Here is a 276-nt window from a genome sequence, read left to right on the forward strand (position 1 = left end):
ACTTGCCACAACCCGATTCACCAATAATCCCTAGGTTTTGCCCGCGGGAGAGTTCAAGACTGACATTGTCGACCGCAATCATCGCCGGTTCACCACCGGTTCCCACCACACCATAGCCGGCAAGGATGTTCTCGACCTTCAAAAGTGGCGCGGGGCTTTGCCTCTCCTGCTCATCCATTGTTGCACGCGCATGAGCGACAGGCTCAAAGGCTGCCAGCAGTTCCTTCGTATAAGGATGCTGCGGATTATGCAGAATATCTTGTGTGGAACCCATTT

General features: G+C 53.6%; 1 protein-coding gene. It reads right to left on the reverse strand.

What is annotated here, in order from left to right; genetic code table 11:
* The coding region (locus QSJ70_RS27540) for an ABC transporter ATP-binding protein (RefSeq protein WP_502871736.1) at nt 1-276 on the reverse strand (276 nt) is incomplete at both ends.

The organism is Brucella sp. NBRC 12950 (genome assembly GCF_030268145.1).
In the GTDB taxonomy this organism is placed as follows: domain Bacteria; phylum Pseudomonadota; class Alphaproteobacteria; order Rhizobiales; family Rhizobiaceae; genus Brucella.